General features: G+C 46.2%; 2 protein-coding genes. Both read right to left on the reverse strand.

All coding sequences use genetic code 11. From position 1 onward, the window contains the following. Position 1 precedes the first annotated feature (1 nt). Entirely contained in the window at positions 2-3,835 is a 3,834-nt protein-coding gene (locus tag IEE86_RS09800; RefSeq protein ID WP_191097052.1) for a non-ribosomal peptide synthetase, read from the reverse strand. Between the two features lie 45 nt (positions 3,836-3,880). Then, positions 3,881-14,572, reverse strand: coding sequence for a non-ribosomal peptide synthetase (locus IEE86_RS09805; protein ID WP_191097053.1), 10,692 nt, complete (start codon positions 14,570-14,572; stop codon positions 3,881-3,883). Between the last annotated feature and the right edge of the window lie 17 nt (positions 14,573-14,589).

Consider the following 14,589-nt stretch of genomic DNA (forward strand, 5'->3'; position numbering starts at 1 on the left):
TTTACAAGGCTGGTTCTCTATTTTTTTGATTGAATATCCTTTTGATCAGCTGTGCATTTTGAGCTGCATATTCTTTGTGCTTGAACATGTCAGCGTGCTCACCGTAGCCTTGATATTGGCTATAGTTACCGGTCGTCGCACCTTCCCAATTTTCCATCCAATCTGGAATCGCCAATTGTTCTTCAGATTGGATAAAATAAATATCTGCTTGTATCTCTCCTTGATTCACCCCCTTAACAAAGGTTTCATAGTAAGCCCGCGTTTTTTGAGCAAGCGCTTCTTGGATGAGCTCTGCATGAGCCCATTCATGTTGCTTCGACTGATGGACAATCGCTTCTATATCGTCATCAATGGATCGTCCTTCTAAATGACTTTCTCCAATTTTCTTATAGGAGTCGATCATGATGACCTTTTCGACTGTCCGCCCTGCTCGTTCAAGCGCTTGAACGAGTTCAAAGGCTAGGTAGCACCCGCCAGAGTACCCCATCAAAGTCAGCGGCCCTTCAGGCTGAAGGTGCTGAATATGCTGAACGTATTGCGTAATTCGGTGATCAGCTTCTATAAAATCAAAGGCGATCAAACGAACACCATCGAGCGTTTTTGCTGCTTCCTGATAGATAAAGCCGTAGCCCGGTAATGGCGGGAGAGCAAAGACGGTTGACGATTGAGATTCATTGAATACAAGATAGCCAGCGGCTTCCTGGTCCTGCTTTTGAATATAACGACTGATTGCTTCAATCGTTGGCGTCTCAAACAGCAAATGAATCGGCACCTGGACCTCGAATTCCTTCGACACCTTGGACAAAAGAGACATCGCTTTTAAGGAATGCCCGCCAAGCTCAAAGAAATGGTCATCCGTGCTAATATCATCTCGTTCAAGCACTTCCCGCCACATCACGAGCAGCTTTTGTTCTACTTCATTTACTGGCAGCTTCACATGGCGCTTTCCTTGCGGCGCCTCTGGCTTTGGTAGCTGGCGTTTATCAATCTTGCCATTTGTCGTGAGCGGCAGGTTCTCGAGTCTGATTAGCTCATGAGGCAGCATATACGCCGGCAGACGCTCCTTCAGCCAAGACTTGATCCCATCGAGCTGATCCATCCATTCATCCTCACATGTGATATAGGCGAGCAGTCTTGTATGATTTGTATCATCATGATCAGCTATGAGTGCAGCTTGTTTTACACCTGAATGCATGAGAAGATGCGCTTCAATTTCTGTCAGTTCAATGCGGTGTCCGCGAATTTTCACCTGATCATCTACTCTTCCTGCATACTCAATCAGGCCGTCCTCTCGAAAATAAGCTAAGTCTCCCGTGCGATACAGCCGCTCACCCGCAGCGAATGGATGCGCAATAAAGGCCTCTTTTGTCAGGTCTGGACGATTCAAATACCCCTTCGCCAGTCCTTTGCCGCTTAGACAAAGCTCTCCGACCATTTCAATCGGCTGAAGCTGCCTGTGCTCACTCAATATATAAGCACCTGTCTGATTAAGCGGCTTCCCGATAGGAATAGAACGTGCCTCTATCGGTATGGCTTCATCCACAGGATAATAGGTCGCAAAAACGGTTGATTCGGTTGGACCGTATACATTCATCAGTCTGCCCTTTCCCATCACATCAAAGGCTTTCCTCACATGCTGAACCGATGCCCGCTCTCCTCCGAACAGCACCTTGCGCACACCACGCATCCAGTCTGTTTCTTCATCAACGAGAAGATGGAATAACGCAGTTGGAACAAACATGACAGAAATGCCCTCTCTTTTAATCAGCCCGGTCAGCTCACGCATGTCTAAAATGGTCTCTTTTTTCGGCAGTACAAGCTTCGCCCCGTTTAAAAGCGCCCCATATACATCAAAGGTAAAGCCATCAAATACACTATTGGATAACGACAGCAGTGTATCGGTTTCTGAAATGGTTAAGTAGTTCGTATTTTTGACTACCCGGGCAATATTGGAATGGGTCGTCATAATGCCCTTTGGTTGTCCCGTTGTGCCAGATGTGTACATGATGTATGCCGTATCATGTAAGCCTGCTTCAAGCGTCAGATTCTCTGAGCTCATCAGTGAAATCTCCTGATCATCTGCAAAAAGATACGTGCCGGTAAAGGCAAGTGACTTCGCCTGACTAATGAAGGATGAGTGAGTCAGAAGGTGCGTTGCCCCGCTGTCTTTGAGCATATATTGAATGCGGCTTTCCGGATAATCGGGATCAATTGGCACATAGACTGCACCTGCTTTTAAGACAGCAAGCATGCAGACAATCAGTTCAGGCCTCCGATCCGCTAAAATGGCGATAACCGTTTGATGCGCGACCCCATTTTTTTGTAAATGTCTTGCCAATCGATTGGCCTGTTCATTCAGCTCTGCATATGTCATCGTATGCTCACCCGCTGATAAAGCCACCGCATTCGGCTGTTTGCGGACATTATGCTCAAACCATTTAGACAAATAAAGCTGATCATGCTCAAGCTCAGGGGCATTCCATTTCTCAAGAATCAACTGCTTTTCCTGTTTCGTCACGAGAGTAAGTGTGTGAACCGATTGATTTGGGTGCTTGACCGCCTCTTTCATCAAAAGAATCAGCTGCTCCTTTAACCGGTGGACAAATGCAGGGTCAAACGCTTTTTGGTTAAAGGCTAGCTTCAATTGTAATTGTTCTCCGGGCGATGCCAGCAAATTGAGATCATAGTTCGATTTTTCATAGACATTCATGTCTTCCACAGTAAATCCTAGCAGTGCCTCTTGCTTGTCCTTCTTTGCAACTGGGACATTTTCAAATACCACAATGTGATCAATGAGCTTCTGCTGACCTGTCTGTGCCTGAATATCATAAATCGGGATATATTGATGCGGTTCTGCCGCAAGAGACTGCTGCTGTGTTTCTGATAATAGAGAACGAAAGGTCATGTGATCAGTCAGCTGAATTCTTCTTGGAATGACATTGATGAACAATCCAACCATCCTATCAACGCCAGCCAAATCCGCTGGACGCCCTGACACAACCGTTCCAAACAGCACATCATTTGACCGCTGGTACCTGCTTAGCAAAATTGACCACACCGATTGAAGTGCACTGCTTAATGTGGCGTTCTGCTGCAATGCCAGCTCTGATAAAGCAGCCGTTTCTTCTTTGCTCATCGACCATTTGATTTCGCCTAATTCATGCTCATTTGTTTGTTTTCGCTGTTCTTTAAAGGTCGCTTGTCCGTCAAATCCTGCTAATGATTGCTGCCAATATTGAAGAGATGCTTGTTTATCTTGTTTTTCCAGCCATTGAATATATGCTTTATATGGTTTGACCGGCTCTAGCTTGTAAGGGACGTCATGCAAAAGCGCATGATAAATCGCAAATAATTCCTGCACGACAAGTCCAAAGCACCAGCCATCTAGAAGGATATGGTGATAGCTCCATATCCAGCGATAGCTAGCAGGGCCCGTTTGGAAAACGGATGCCCGCATGAGAGAATCCTTCGAGAGATCAAAGCCTCTCAGCTGATCCTTTTGTTTAAATTCCTCAATACGCACAAGCTGTTCATCTTCAGAAAGATCCTGCATGTCCACAACATCAAGTGTAAAAGGACGTTTCTTCAGCACAACTTGGACAGGACGCTTCACCTTTTCGTGGAGGAACACAGTTCGAAAAATATCGTACCGCTCCACGATGATATTCATGCTTTTTTCAAGCAAATCATATCGAAGTGTGCCCTTCACGCTCATGTCCATCTGCTCTACATAAAAGCCCTTTTCTTGATGATGAAGGGTATGAAACAGCATGCCTTCTTGCATCGGCGACAGATAATACATGTCTTGAACTTGATCCCTTTTAAATTGACTCATCTATTTCATTCCTCCCTTCCCGTTTTTATGACTGATCTCGTCGTGTTAGGTCAATTTTTCCTCAAGCATGTCAAAAATGTCGTCCATTTCCTCCATTTCAAGGTCAGCCGCAGAGAAGTCACTTGGCGTAAATTCCCGCTCGTGCTGCGCTAAGCAATGAGTGATGATGGCTTGGATTTTCCCCTTCACCATTGCCATGAACTGCTGTATCGTCTGTTCTTCATATTCACTTGCACAGTAGGAGCAAGATAGAATGAATCGATTGCGCTGAACAAGACCACTGAGGTTCAGCTTGTACACAGCCTCCGAATCTGGGCTTGCTTGGCGGCCCATATCATAGGCTGACGGCCCAAAGAGTTCTGTCGTCACTTCCTGATCAATCTGCCCAAGATAGTTCAAGCTGATTTCGGGTTGTACGTGTGCTGACCGCTCTGCTGCTGTTAGGTATTTTAAAATGCCATAGCCAATCCCTTTATTCGGCACCCGCCTTAGCATCTCTTTTGTTCCTTTAATAGCATCTGCTATTGTCTGATCTGACTTTGCCTCAAGAACGACTGGATACATACTCGTAAACCAACCAACCGTACGGGATACATCTAACCCTGATAAAATATCCTCTCTTCCATGACCTTCAAGCTGCACATGTACATGAGATTGACCTGTCCATTCCTGAATGGCAAGACCGAGAGCACACAAGAGAATATCGTTTATTTCTGTGGTGTATGGAAGGTGAATATCTGTCAAAAGATGCTCAGTTTCTGTTTCTGTCAGCTGCATTTGAACCGCTTTGGTTTGAGCGACTTTTCTTACTGTCACTTCATGATCAACAGGTAAAACGCTAAACGGCATGCTGTCAATCTCTGTCCAGTACTCCTGTTGGCTTTTTAATGGCTGTGACTGCGCGTAGCGCTCAATCGCCTCTGCCCATTCTTTGAAGGAGTGGGTTTTTGGCGGCAGAACCAGCGTTTGTCCTTGCTCTGCCTGCTGATAAAGAGACATAAAGTCTTCTAATAAAATTCGGCATGAGATACCATCAATGACAAGATGGTGGGTCACTATGAGTAAGTGATCTCCATCTTTTGCGCGGAAACAAATCACTTTCATCAACGGGCCTGTTTCAAGATTCAGCTGACGCTGATATTCATTGGCATATGTGGAAATGGCCTTTTTGACGTCCTGCTCTTTTGAAACATCACAAGAAATAATCGACATCGGTTCTGTAAGCTCCCGTTGATTGTATTGCAGAATGTCACCATGCTCCTGTTTGTAGACCATACGCAGTGCATCATGATGTGAAAGTAGTTTATGCATGACTTGTTCTGTAATCGAAAGGTCAAATCCATTTGCCGCATGAAGCATCATCGAGAGATTCCAATGGTGCTGGTGGCTGAAATTCCGTTCAAAGAACCAGCGCTGAATGGGGGTCAATATCACTTCCCCTTCGACAGGTGATTGGTCCGCCGTCATTTGATCGGCTTCTTCAATATATGGGCGGAGCTCCGCAATCGTTGGATACTGAAATAAGAGTTTCATATCGAGCTTCCAGCCCTCTTGCGTTAACCTGCTCGCCATTTGGATACCTTTAATTGAATCTCCGCCTAGGAAAAAGAAGTGATCGTGAATCCCGACCTGGCTTACGCCAAGCACGTCTGCCCATATGTCGCAAAGAAGGGCTTCGACTTCATCTCTAGGTGCTTCGTAAGTCGTTTGATTCGCCTCTACATCAGGCGCTGGTAATGCTTTCAGATCGACTTTTCCATTTGCCGTCATTGGAAATTGGTCGAGATGGATGATCCATGATGGCACCATATAGTCTGGCAATGTACGTTTTAAGCTTTCTTTTAAATCCGTTGTTTCTTCATCCGTGATGACGTAAGCGACAAGCGCATCTTGTTCGCTCGCATCTTTTACAGTCGTCACGACTGCCTCTTTGACTGCATCTAGTTCAAGAAGCTGGGCTTCAATTTCTGACAGTTCTATACGGAAGCCGCGGATATTGACCTGATGGTCTTTTCTGCCGAGATAGATTAGCTCGCCATCCGCTGTCCATTTCACTAAATCGCCTGTGCGGTACATGCGCTCCCCTGGATAAAATGGATCTGGGACAAATCGTTTGTCCGTCTCCTCCGGAAGATTCCAGTACCCTCTTGCCAGACCTTTCCCCGCAATCACCAGCTCACCCGGTACGCCTGGCGGCGAGAGATCATATAACGAACCAAAAATGTAAAAACGGGTATTGGCAATCGCTGTTCCAATCGGAAGCGTGCCATGATCTGGGTTGATGATTCCGCTTGTCGCCACGACTGTATGCTCAGTCGGACCGTAGTTATTGACGAGTTTGTACGGAACTGGCTTCACCTGTTTCAGCTTGTCTCCGCCTGTCAGTAAATAGCGCAAGGAATGATTGTCCATCGCTAGGAACTGCTCACAAAGCTGGGTCGGCAGGAACGCTATAGTGATGCCTTGTTCATTGAAATACGCATTGAGCTTGATCATATCGAGACGAATCGCTTCGTCGATGATGTGCAGCTCTGCGCCGGCCATCCACGTCGGGAACATCTCCCAAATGGAGGCGTCAAAGCCAAAGCCGGCATATTTTGCGGTTCGATCCGCGTTTGTCACCTGGAAGGCATCATTGTGCCAGAAAGCAAGATTCACAAGGGAATGATGCTCGACCATGACACCCTTCGGCTGTCCAGTCGTTCCCGATGTGTAAATCATATAGGCGAGATCCGTTGGTTTCACATGAACCTGAACCTCTTGCGCTTCGCCTTCTACGGCATCTTCTATCAATAGGACATGACCTGTGAAAGAAGAAGGTGCAGTGAGCCCTTTTTGAATCAGAAGCACCTCTGCCTCGCAGTCCTCCAGCATGTACGCAATGCGCTGAGCTGGATAATCCGCATCAATTGGGACAAATGCCGCTCCTGCCTTCAGGACGCCAAGGACAGCCGCCGTCATGTCAAGCGATGGGCGGGTGAGAATGCCAACACGGTCTCCCGTTTTTGTGCCAAGAGAGAGCAGTTTCTGAGCAACTCCATTCGCTCGATTGTTCATCTCTTCATACGTCCAGCTTGTTCCGCAGAAGGTCGCCGCTTTTTGATGAGGAGCTTTGTCCGCCTTAGCTTCAATCAGTGCATGAACTGTTTGGTCTGATGGGACGTCTAGGACAGGTCCTGACCATTCATTGATGAGTTCTCGTTTTTCCTCTTCAGTTAACATAGATATCGCTGAAATTGGCTCATTCAGCTTAGCCAGCATCTCGTCTATGATTTGTTCAAAGTAACGACTCCAGCGCTGAATAGTCCTCTTTTTAAACAGTGCCGTTGCATACTCAAAGCGTAAGCCCACTTGGTCCTTTTCTTCAAATACACCGAGTGTTACATCAAATTTTGCATGAGCTGTACCTTGCTGCTTCTGCGAAAGCTTTAGTCCATTCAAATTCGGTAACGTCAGGTCACGTTCATCCGTTGTCAGCATGACACTAAACAATGGATTACGGCTCGTATCTTTTGGAAGATCTAACTGTGCCACCAATTCCTCAAACGGGAATTCTTGATGTTCATAGGCTGATAGGCTGCGACCTTTCATTTTTTCAAGCAATTGCGCTGTGGTGTCTTCCAGCTGCAATTCATTTCGAAGAGCCAGTGTATTTACAAACATGCCTGGTACCCGTTCGATTGAAGCATGCGTACGTCCAGCTGTCACAGCACCTATGACGATATCGGTCTGCCCAGTCAGTTTATGAAGGAAAATGGCAAATGCGGTTTGCATCACCATGTTCAGGCTCACACCTTTTTTACCCATAAGCGTTTTGATGGACTGCGCTTTTTCAGCAGACAACCATCTATCGACTCGATCTCCTTCAAATGACTGAACATGAGGGCGCGGAAAATCAAGTGGAAGCGCCAAATCTTCTGGCGGCTGTGCATATTGCTTTAGCCAATACTGCCGCTGTTTCTCAAGCAATGCTTGCTGCTTTTCTTCCTGCTGCCATACCGCATAATCCTTGTAGTGTAGCTGAACTGGCGGTAACGGCTTTTTCTCATACAGCTCTGCGAGTTCTTGAATGAGCAGACTGCGGGTGACACCATCTGCAATGATATGGTGCATATCCATCATGAACACATATTTCTCATCAGAAAGCTTCGCCACTTTTGCCCTCATTAATGGTGCCTGATGTAAAGAGAATGGTGTGATGAATCCTTCTACGACAGATTGCGCCTGATCGTCCTCTACTTCAACAACCTCTAATGTAAAAGGCACTCGTCGATAGACTTTTTGAACGGGTACGCCGTCAATTTCCACAAACGCCGTCCGCAATGATTCATGTCTTTCAATCAAGGCTTGAAGCGCTTCTTCTAACTGCTTCACATCAAGACTGCCTTCCATTATTAAAACAGCCGGCATATGGTAGGTGACCGCTTCTGGATGCAGCTGCTGTAACACATACATCCGCTTTTGTGCGGAAGAGACGGGATAGAAGTCTTTCTTTTCCGCTGGCTGAATGGATGTGACGACCGAGGAATCCGCTTCTTCTAAATAGGCGGCCATCGCCCGTATGGTTGGCTTTTCAAAAAGGACTTTAAGCGGCACATGCTTGTTCAGCTCGGCTTGCACCTTCGAGATGAGTACCATGCCTTTGAGGGAGTGACCACCTAATTCAAAGAAATGGTCATGAACACCTATTTGTTCAACCCCAAGAACATCTGACCAAATGGTACAAAGTGTCTGCTCGAGTGCCGTTTCTGGTGCTACGTGCTTCGCGCGGTTCATATGCACCTCATGTGGAAGCGGCAAAGACTTTGCATCTACCTTTCCGTTTTGTGTGAGCGGAATGTGATCCACTTTGACAAAATACGTTGGAATCATATAATCCGGCAGTGTCTCCGCAAGCTTTTCTCTAAACACCAGCGTTCCAATGTGTTCAGGTGCTGTGTAATAGAGCGCAAGCTCCGGCAAACGGGATAGATGAAGCACTTTGACATACACGTCTTGAATGGTTGAAAGTGCACGTGCGGCGTGCTCAATTTCCTGTTTCTCGATGCGATAGCCGCGGATTTTCACTTGATCATCGACTCTTCCAAGAAACTCAATGTCTCCATTGGCATGCTGTCTGACCAAATCTCCTGTCCGATACATTCGCTCTCGAGGGAAGAATGGATGTTCAAGAAAGCGTTCTGCTGTTAATTCAGGCTGATTCAAATACCCTTTTGACACACCATCTCCTGATATATAAAGCTCTCCCGGCGCGCCATAAGGGACTAGCCGCAGCTCTCGATTGCATACGAGCGCTCTTGTGTGAGCAATTGGCTGTCCGATGATAGAGTGCTCCTTCAAAGCGTCCAGCTCATGCGGTGTGATCAGCTTTGTCACTGTTCCGATGGTTGTCTCTGTCGGGCCGTAATGGTTCATCACTGCCACACATGGATGCTGCTTCATAAATGTCTCAACATCCTCAGGGACAATCGGTTCTCCTCCAAGGACAACAAGGCGTAAAGCGTTAAATGCATGATCCTTTGAATCTGCCATCATATGAAATAAGGATGGTGTCATTTTGATATAAGTCAGCTCTTGTTCATCAATGAAACGCATGAGACGCACAGGGTCTGTATACACATCTTCACGAGGAACATAGAGTGTCCCCCCTGCTTTTAAGACAGGGAAAATGCTTGTGTAACCGAGATCGTATGCATAAGAAGAAAAGAGTGCCGTTCGATCACATTCTTGAAGTGTCACCTCATTCGTCAGCCAGTTGACGTAGTGTGATAGATTACGATGCGTGAGCTGTACACCCTTTGGCTTTCCAGTTGTCCCAGATGTGTAAATCACATAGGACAGCTGATCGACCGATACGTCCGGCACATCTAGCGAATGACTTTGGTGCACTGCTTTTTCAACTTGTACCACCTGAATCGATTTGTGATTCTGATAGGAATCTATAAGAGACTCATTCGTCACGATGACTTGTGCACCTGAATCTTCTAATGTATAGCGGATACGTTCAGCAGGAAAAGCCGGATCAATTGGGACAAATACACCTCCTGCTTTCATCACACCGAGCATTGAGACGATGACATAAACAGAGCGATCAAGGATCAGTGCCACAGTCCTTTCTTTCTCTATACCTCGAATCTTCAATTCACTGCCAAGTGCATTTGACATGTCTTCCAGCTCGCGGTAGGTGAGCTTCCTTTGATCATCCATGACCGCAATGGCATCTGGTGTTTCCTTTGCCTGACGTGACAATTGGACATGGAATGGCTCATGGTGAATCGTGTGTCCTTCGCCTTTTTTCTCCAAGCGTTCCATTTGCTCATGCTGATCCAGTATATTGAGCAAGCCGAGCTGTTCATCTGGATGTTCAATTGCCTCACGAATAATCGCCAGAAGATGTGTCCCTAGCCGGCGGATGGTCTCCTCTTTAAATAACGCCGCTGCATAGTCAAAGCTCAGCTTTAATTCTCCCTCACGTTCAAATGCCTCTAGAGACAGATCAAATTTAACCGAGCGATGCTGAATAGCATAAGGCGAAATGTGCAGATCGCCGAGCTTTAGCGCTGGAACCTCCATGTTCTGCATGTTAAATGACACGTTAAAGAGCGGGCTCCGAGTGGTATCACGTTCTAGCGGAAGACGTGCAATTAACTCTTCGAGCGGATAGCTTTGATGCGCAAAAGCATCGACACTCGTTTCTTTTATTTCTTCAAGCAGCTGTAAAAATGTTTTCGTTTGTTTTGGCTTCCCTCGCATCGCAATGGTGTTGATAAACATCCCCGGCATATCCTGTATATCAGGATGCGTTCGTCCGGCAACCGGAGAACCAACGATGATATCTTCCTGCCCACTATAGGAGGCAAGCAGTACTTGAAAGGCAGATAACAAGAACATATACATGGTCGTATCTGTTTTCTGAAGCAATTCTTGAATCCGCCGAGTCGTTGCTTCATCACAGCCAAACATGACGCGCTCTCCAGAAAAATCACGTTGCGCTGGACGCGGATAATCTGTAGGCAACTCTAAAACTGGTATATCCCCTTCAAATTGCTTCAGCCAATACGCTTCATGCTCCCGCTGTTTCTCCGTTACCTCTTTACTTAACTGCCAGACAGCATAATCTTTATAATGAATGGCTCTTTCTTCAAGAGTTTCTCCATCGTAAGCCTTCGCCAAATCTTGAATGAACGTCTTCATGGAACTGCCATCTGTAATGAGATGGTGTGCTTCCAAGACGAGAAGGTGACGATTCTCACTGAGTTTGAGCAGCTGCGCTCGCAGGAGGGGTGCGGCTGTTAAATCAAATGGTGTTTGACGTTCAGAAAGAAATGCCTCAGCCTCTTCTTCCTTGATCTCATGAACAGGAAGATCAAAGGCAGTCCATTCATTCACCCTTTGTACAATGTCTTCCCCTTTCAAATGAAAACTCGTTCTTAAGATTTCATGCGTTTGGATCAACTGATCAAACGCTGATCTGAGCTGCTGATATTCGAGTGTCCCTTCAAGCGTTAAGACGATCGGAATATGATAATTCGTGCTGTCAGGTTCGAGTGTTTGCAGCATGTATAAACGGCGCTGAGCTGGTGATACCGGATATTCGTCCGCCTGCTCTGCTGGCAAAATAGGATGTCCCTTTTCCTCTTGACCGTCCTGATCAATATACGCCGCTAACGAGCGAATCGTCGGCTTTTCAAAAATCACTTGAATCGGGACTTCCTTTTGAAGCACCTCTTGAATCTTCGCTGTCATCATCATCGCTTTGAGAGAATGCCCACCAGCCATGAAGAAATGCTCGTCTATTCCCACCGTTTTCCCAAGGAGCTCCTCCCACATTTGAGCGAGTGCCTTTTCCGTCTCGCTTTCAGGTGGAATGATCTTGATCTCTTCACGATGCACTTCCTCTGGCTTTGGTAAACCTTTCCGGTCGACCTTTCCGTTTGCTGTAAGCGCAAAGGCATCCAGCTTCATCACATGGTGCGGCACCATATAAGCTGGCAGCTCTTGATTGAATAAAGCCCGCACCTCTTCTTCTGTCCTCGTCCCTGTGAAGTAAGCGATGATTTCCTTTTCATCTGAGGAAAACGGATGAACAAGAACAACCGCATCATCTATGCCAGCTTCTTGCTGTAAAACCGTTTCAATTTCACCAAGCTCAATACGGAAGCCGCGAATTTTCACCTGATCATCTTTCCGACCGAGGAATTCGATCTGGCCATCCGCTCCATACCTAGCCACATCCCCCGTTCGATACAAGCGTCCTTTCGGCTTAAAGGGATCTGCTATGAATACTTGGTTGGTTAAATCCAGGCGATGGAGATATCCTCTTGAGACACCGCCACCGCCAACATACAGCTCCCCTGGCGCTCCAATCGGCTGAAGCCTTTGATGGTCATCTAAAATGTAGGCTGATGAATGATTGATCGGCTGACCAATTGGGATCGTGCCCGCTTCATCTCCTCTTACTTCGTAAATGGTCGAGATGGTTGTATTTTCTGTTGGACCATATGCATTCAGTAAGACAAGTGCCGGATGATGCTTTTTCACAAGCTCCGCACTCTTCACATTGATGACATCACCGCCTGTGATTAATGTGGTTAATCCTTTGAACATTTGCGGGCGCTGCTGAGCGAGCTGATTAAATAATCCAGTCGTTAAAAAGAGTGCCGAGATCTGTTGCACGTTAATAAATTGCTCAAATCGATGGATATTCAATAAAGTATCACGGTCAACAGGATAAAGCGTCGCCCCATTCAGCAGTGTAGAAAAGATTTCAAAGGTAATGGCATCAAAGCTGATAGCCCCTGTATGCGCCATACGATCCGACTTGTTCAAACCCAATTTCTCCTGTGAACATGCTAATCTCACAATATGCTGATGCTCAATTTGAACACCCTTTGGTCGTCCAGTTGAGCCTGATGTATACATGATATACGCCAATTGAGAAGGAGACGTCCTGACTGATACGTCCATGTGTGACCGATTAGACATTTCTGTTACATGAACAGCCTTGATGCGTTCATCAACTGGCGGCTTACTGTCAGCATAGAGCAAAATCGATACACCGCTGTCCTCAAGCATAAAACGGATTCTCTCTTCAGGCTGGGAGGGATCTACCGGGACATAAGTAGCCCCTGCATAAAGAACCGCTAAAATGGCGATCACCGCATCTGCTGATCGGTTCATATATACAGCGACAGCATCCCCGGGCTGTACACCATTTTCAACCAAACTGCCAGCTAATCGTTGAATTTCTTGCCCAAGCTCCTCGTATGTGATTGCTCGATCTCCTTCGACTAATGCCAGATGGTCAGGCTGCGCCTTGATGCGTTCATTGAGCAGCTCAGGAATAGACAGGTGCTTCGGATAATCTCGCTCTGTCTTGTTCCACGCTTCAATCTGCTGCTTTTCTTCTTCTGTGATACATGTCACTTCATAAAGGCGTGCGTCAGGATTTTGAATGACTTGCTTCATGAGATTGGTCAGATGTTTCGATATGTTTTCAATGACCTTTTCTTCAAAAGCCATGGCATTGTATTTGATTTTCAATGTCCACGTTTCACCAGGATAGACAAGGACATTCAGATCGAAATTCGTTTGTTCAAATCCGTCCTTTACATCAATAGAAAAACCTAGACGTGCAGACATGGTGTCACCAGACAGTTCCTGATCTAAAGGATAATTCTCAAACCCGACCAAGTGATCGAAGAGCCGGCCTCCAGCAGCTGTCTTTTGCTGAATGTCATAAAGCGGCATAAAATCATAGCTTTCCGCTTCCAGCGCATGCTGCTGAACCTGTTGAATCAGCTGTTTGAAGGTGTGCTCCTGATCCAATGTTACCCTGACTGGTATCGTATTGATAAACAGCCCTGCCATGCGCTCAATACCCGTTACACTTGGAGGCCTTCCCGATACGACTGTTCCGAATGTGACATCATTTGCTGCATGGTATGTGCCTAAAAGAACAGACCAAGCAGCTTGAAACAAGTTCGGTGCTGTCACTTGGCATTGTCTAGCGACATCTTGAATGGCTTGTACCATGTCAGCATCCCATGTGAATGTCCATTCCTGATGGTCGTATTGTCCGTTCGTCTCTTTCTGATGCAACAGCCCTTGATGCTGTAAAGCACCGTCTAGACGCTGCTTCCAATAGCCTTCCGCTTCTTGTTTGTTTTGCTTTCCAAGCCACTGGATATAGTCTGCATACGGCTTACCTTGTGAGCGGTCAGGCGTACTGCCGTTTCGGTAAGACTCATAATAATGAAACAGTTTTTTCATCAAAACACCCATGGACCAACCATCCATGATGATGTGATGGTTGCTCCAAATGAGATGCCAATTCGTTTCATTTAGTTGAAAAACAGCGACTTTTAACAACAGATCTTTCGTTAAGTTGAACCCTTGCTTTCTCACTTGCTTTTTATATTGATCGAATACCTTTTGCTGCTCCTGATGATTCAGATGAGATAAATCCTCTCTATACACATCTAGATGACGTTCAGCTAGTACAACCTGACGAGGCTTTTGTAATTGCTGATATACAAAGGCTGTACGGAGAATGTCATATGTTCGTATGAGCTCATTGAGACTCTGTTCAAAAAGATCGAGATCAAACTCTCCGCTTATTCCAAGCTCAAGCTGTGTGAAATAAGAGGAGGAATTAGGGTCTAGCATGGCATGATACAGCATGCCTTCTTGCATTGGTGTTAAAGGGTATACCTTTTGAATTTTCTGCTTGCTCATAGTCCACCTCTTCGTTT

The sequence above is a fragment of the Bacillus crepusculi genome, assembly GCF_014764715.1.
Lineage (GTDB): Bacteria > Bacillota > Bacilli > Bacillales > Bacillaceae > Bacillus.

What these genes read in the sequence shown, in the direction of transcription:
- IEE86_RS09800 (WP_191097052.1), bottom strand. Translation starts at nt 3,835, where the DNA reads ATGAGTCAATTTAAAAGGGATCAAGTTCAAGACATGTATTATCTGTCG.
- IEE86_RS09805 (WP_191097053.1), bottom strand. Translation starts at nt 14,572, where the DNA reads ATGAGCAAGCAGAAAATTCAAAAGGTATACCCTTTAACACCAATGCAA.